Origin of the sequence: Protofrankia sp. Cr1, assembly GCF_963555865.1 — a bacterium.
GTDB lineage: Bacteria > Actinomycetota > Actinomycetes > Frankiales > Frankiaceae > Protofrankia.
The window spans coordinates 10,524-15,017 of sequence record NZ_CAUVXO010000085.1 but is presented as its reverse complement, the minus strand read 5'-3'; the positions used below and the strand labels follow the sequence as shown (position 1 = coordinate 15,017).

The window sequence follows — 4,494 nt, the reverse complement described above, 5'->3', positions numbered from 1 at the left end:
CGATGACGGTTCGGTGACCCGCAGCGGTGTGCTGACCCTCGACGATTCCGGCCGGGTGCGGGAACTGTCCCGGATGCTCGCGGGTGTCGAGGAGAGCGCCCTGGCCCGCGGGCACGCCGAGGAACTGCTCGCGAACGCCGCCGCCGACAAGAAGGCCGCAGACCAGGCGCATTGACCAGGAACGGTACCCGATGATATTGATCATCCCCAGAGGGTGCAGACGGGGGCTGCGACGATCCGATCATCGAGGTGGAACAGTCGGGGCCCGGTGTGCAGGACGACGCCGGCCACGAAACGGTCGGCGAGCTCGTCGCGGAGCCACCGCAGGTGCCGGCTCGCCTCCGCGCCGGGTGCGGCGGTGGCCGCCACCTCGATAGCGATCACCCGGTCGGCGCAGAGCTCCGCGAGCAGGTCGATTTCGTGCCGGCCCTGCTCTTGGCGCAGATGATAGAGCCTCGGTCATGATGCGCACACCGCCAATTCCGCCCGTAGCTGCGCCGCGACGAACGTGTCGAGCAACCGCCCCCGCAGGTTTCCGTGGCGCAGCACCGCGTCGACGTCCAGACGCAGGGTGGCACCCACCAGGCCCGCGTCCACCACGTAGGCCAGCCCTCCCGGGTTTGCGGCGTCAGGCAGGTGTCCGGGACTCGGAGTGGTAGGTAGGAACGGTCACTATCACAACCGAAGCCACCTACCCCCACATGCGTGCGCAGGCGATGGGTAGGTGGAAATCGTCATTATCATGACTGAAACCGCCTACCCCTCCGATCTGGGCCCGCGCCGTGCCGACAGCCGGTGCCGGCATCGGTGACCTGCGCGTGAGCAGGCTGGCGTCGGGGAGCTGCACGGACCTGCGGGTCACGTCCAGGCGGCGCCCATCCGGCAGCGGGAGCAGGTCCGCCCCCTGCAGGTGGATGCGGCGCAGCGCCGGCCACAGCGCGGCGGCGTAGCGGCCGGGTTGCGTCAGGGCGGTGCCGCTGGAAGGGAGAGGGTGAACGTGGCGCCGCGACCCACCGCGCCGTCTGCCGTGACCGTCCCGCCGTGGTTTGCCACGATCTCCTGGACGAGTGCCAGGCCAAGACCGAACCGGCGCCGGTCACCGATCTGCTGGCCACGATGGAAGCGGGCGAAGAGGTCTTCGGCCGCGGCCGGGTCGAGGCCTTGCCCGGTGTCTGTGATCCGTAATGTGATATAGCCACCCGGGTCTCCCACAGTGATGGTTACCGTGACCGATCCACCGCTGGGGGTGTGACCGAGTGCGTTGTCCACCAACGCGGAGACCGCCCGGCGCAGCGCCGGCTCGGCGCCGAGAATGACTGCGGGACGACCGTCCCCAGCCGGGTTGGCGGCCTTGGCCGGCGTCGTCCCACCGGGGGAAATGTCGCCAGGGGGAGTGTCGGCGAGCTCGACGGTGAGCGTGACGGCGAGTTCCGCGGCGTACGCCTGCGCGGCTGCGGCGACATCCCACGCGACCCGGCCCAGGTCCACCCGGGTCCGCTGGCCGGGGTTGTGCGCGAGTTCGGCGGACACCAGCAGATCCTCGATGACGTCCGCCAGCCGGCGGCTGTCCGCGACGATCTCACCTGCCTCGGCGGCGAGCGCGGGCACACCCGCCTTACCCGCGGTGCGTTCGAACACCTGCGCACGGGTGTGGAGCAGCGTGAGCGGGGTCCGCAGTTCGTGCGCGGCATCGGCGACGAACTGACGTTGGCGGTCGAGTGCCTCCCGCAGCGGCGCGATCGCACGGCGCCCGACCACGACGCTGACCAGCAGAACGGCACCGATCCCCAGGATGCCCGCGAATCCGAGGCCGAGCAGCAGCCGGTCGGTCTGCCGCTCCAGGTTGGCGAGGTCGTATGCCGTCTGGACGACGAGGTCGCGTCGCCGGACAGTGACCAGCGCAAAGGTGGCGCCGTGGTCCAGCCGGCGTCGGGAGGATCGGGTGGCGCCGTCGTGGGCGGTCGCGTCGATCGCGGCCAGGTCTGCGAGCCCGGTCGGCGCTCCGCGGCTTGCCTGCAGCGGCCCGCCCGCGCGGCGGAGGAAGAGCGCCATGCCATCCGGGGGATCGTCGACGTCCTCGGCGCGGGCCGCTGCCGCGCGCAGCTGGCGGTCGACGTCCTGGCGCTGCTCATAGCCAACGATCAGGTAGGCGACGGTTCCGACCAGCAGGATCGCCGCGGACACGGCGAGAGCGACCTGAACGGTGAGCCGGCGGCGGGCTGCCGCCAGCAGCCGGTCGTCGGCGTTCGTACGACCTGTGCGCCGGGTCATCCCGATTCCCCGAGCCGGTAGCCGACAGCACGGCTGGTGCGCACGATCGACCGTCCCAGCTTGCGCCGCAGGTAGTGGACGTAGACGTCGACGACGGCCGGGTCGGCATCCGGGAATACCCGGCGGCGCAGTTCGTCGCGTTTGAAGACCTGGCCCGGTCGGGTCGCGAGGACGGCAAGCAGGTCGCATTCGCGTTCGGACAGTACGAGCAGGCTCCCGTCGGGCAGCTGCACGGACCCGCGGGCCACGTTCAGGCGGCGCCCACCCGGCAGCGGGAGCAGATCCGCCTGCTCAAGGTGGATGCGGCGCAGCGCCCGCAGGCGGGCGAGGAGCTCGTCAAGGTCGAACGGTTTGCCGAGATAGTCCTCGGCGCCGGCGTCGAGGCCCTGGACCCGGTCGGCGACGGCGGTCCGGGCGGTCAGGATCAGCACGGGGACGGCCATGCCGCGTCGACGCAGCGCCCGCAGCAGGTCGATGCCGTCGAGTACGGGCAGGCCTCGGTCGAGGACCGCGACGTCGTAGCGGCGGGTCAGGCCGAGATGCAGCCCCCGCTGGCCGTCGCCGGCCAGGTCGACGTCGTAGCCGGACGCCTCCAAGACTCCCGCGAGGAGTCCGGCGAGCGCCCGTTCATCCTCGACGAGGAGCAGCCGAGGTCGATTGCCGGCCGGTTCGTTCACCGGATGCGGAACCTCCGTGCCGTCTGAACGCGGCCGATGTCAGCGGGGCGGTCGAGCCGTCGGGCGGTCGAGCCGTCGACCACCCGATCTGATCATCCCTCGTCCGCACCGGGGCGGGGTGAAGCGGGAACGCCGGACCAGGCGGCTCTGGCACCGGCGTCGCCGATGCGGACTACCTGCACGACCGTACCGGTCGCGGCGACCACGGCGAGGACGGCGGCCGTGAGTCGCAGCGCGACCGGATTGCCGCCGCTCGCGGCGGTCCGCCGACGTTGCTCCCCGCTCGCCTGGTTCGGCATCGTGGCCGGCGCTCTGCCTGGGGCACCGCCCGCCCGGCCCGCCGCACCCATCGCGGCTGGCACCTCCACGGGCGATGGAGCGGGTAGCTGTTCCATGGCCGCGGATCGTCTCGGGTACCGCCGGTCGAGCCAGGTCACGAACACCGAGACGACGAACAGCCCGAAGACCCACGGCAGGAGCCCGTCGGCGAGTTCCGCGTGCCGGGCGATGAGCGGTGATTCCGGCAGCCGTGCCTCGAGCTGATCGCCGGTCGACGTGGTCAGCGGAACCAACGCGAGCGCGACGGCAGCCAGGCCGAGCGGTAGCAACCCGAAGCGCCGGCGCAGCGCCGGCCACAGCGCGGCGGCGGCGACGAGCAGTGCGGCCAGCGGAACCAGCACAACGGTGGCGTGCACCACCAGCGGATGGGCGGGCATTCCGAAGATCTTCAGGTACATGGCTCTCTCTCAATTAGCGGGCGGTCGGGAGCGGCGACCCGGGCGCACCGCCGGTACCGCTCCCAACCCAGCCTCCCGACCCATCCTGAGAACTGCCTTAGTGAGTTGACCTTGCGATTGCTACTGGAAGTAGCAATAATGACGGCATGGCCGTTACCTCTGCTGCAGAGCCGCCCTTCACCGGGCGTGCGGTCAAACGCAGCACGTCCTTCCCGGAAGACCTCATCCGTGAGGTCGAGGCGCGTACCGGTCCGCGTGGGTTCTCCGCCGCGGCCACCGAGGCGCTCGCGCATTGGGTCCACATGCGGCAGCTGCAGGAGATCGTCGAGGACTACGAGCAGGAGCACGGCCCCCTTGATGTCGACGGGGTGCGGGAGGCTCTGGCCGAATGGCCCGACGCCGACTGAGCGCTCCCGGCGGCGGCACCCTGGTGCTGGACTCACAGGGGCTCTCGCTTCTCGCCGACAGGGATGGCGACGTGGTGCGCCGGGTCGAAGCCGCACGGCTTCGTGGTGCGGTGGTGATCGCATCCACGCTTACGCTGGTGGAGGTGCGGCGGCCCGATGGTCCACGGCGCGAAGCGCTGGCATGGGCTGCATCCCATATCCGGATCGTCGCGGTGACCGAGGACATCGCCAAGCGCGCCGCGGCACTCCTCGACGAGACCGGGCTCGACGGCCACCGCTACGCCGTCGATGCAGTCGTGGCCGCGACGGCGCTGGAGCAGCCGCGACCGGTGCTGGTGCTGACGTCCGATCCCGAGGACCTCGCGGTGCTCACCACCGAGCCGGGCGTGCCACCCCAACGGC

At 71.2% G+C, this 4,494-nt stretch carries 7 protein-coding genes; 2 read left to right on the top strand and 5 right to left on the bottom strand.

Annotated elements, in window-relative coordinates:
* Positions 1 to 201: 201 nt before the first annotated feature.
* The 5 genes from U9980_RS09895 to U9980_RS09875 form a co-directional block, all read right to left on the bottom strand.
* Positions 202 to 384, bottom strand: a complete 183-nt coding sequence (locus U9980_RS09895) for a hypothetical protein (protein WP_322767654.1) — start codon at positions 382 to 384, stop codon at positions 202 to 204.
* Between the two features lie 75 nt (positions 385 to 459).
* Positions 460 to 600, bottom strand: a complete 141-nt coding sequence (locus U9980_RS09890; RefSeq protein WP_322767653.1) for a hypothetical protein — start codon at positions 598 to 600, stop codon at positions 460 to 462.
* Positions 601 to 963: 363 nt separating this feature from the next.
* Positions 964 to 2,271, bottom strand: coding sequence for a HAMP domain-containing sensor histidine kinase (locus U9980_RS09885; RefSeq protein ID WP_322767652.1), 1,308 nt, complete (start codon positions 2,269 to 2,271; stop codon positions 964 to 966).
* Positions 2,268 to 2,948, bottom strand: coding sequence for a response regulator transcription factor (locus U9980_RS09880; RefSeq protein ID WP_322767651.1), 681 nt, complete (start codon positions 2,946 to 2,948; stop codon positions 2,268 to 2,270). Before U9980_RS09880 ends, U9980_RS09885 begins: the two co-directional genes overlap by 4 nt.
* Before the next feature lie 92 nt (positions 2,949 to 3,040).
* A complete protein-coding gene (locus tag U9980_RS09875; protein ID WP_322767650.1) occupies positions 3,041 to 3,685 on the bottom strand; it encodes a DUF2231 domain-containing protein in 645 nt (214 codons plus the stop codon).
* Between the two features lie 146 nt (positions 3,686 to 3,831).
* Here U9980_RS09875 and U9980_RS09870 point away from each other — a divergent pair, with 146 nt between their 5' ends.
* Positions 3,832 to 4,092 (top strand): hypothetical protein, encoded by a 261-nt coding sequence (locus U9980_RS09870; RefSeq protein WP_322767649.1) that lies wholly within the window; start codon positions 3,832 to 3,834, stop codon positions 4,090 to 4,092.
* Positions 4,074 to 4,494 (top strand): PIN domain-containing protein (locus U9980_RS09865; protein ID WP_322767648.1); only part of this gene is annotated, 421 nt, incomplete at its 3' end. The genes U9980_RS09870 and U9980_RS09865, both read left to right, overlap by 19 nt.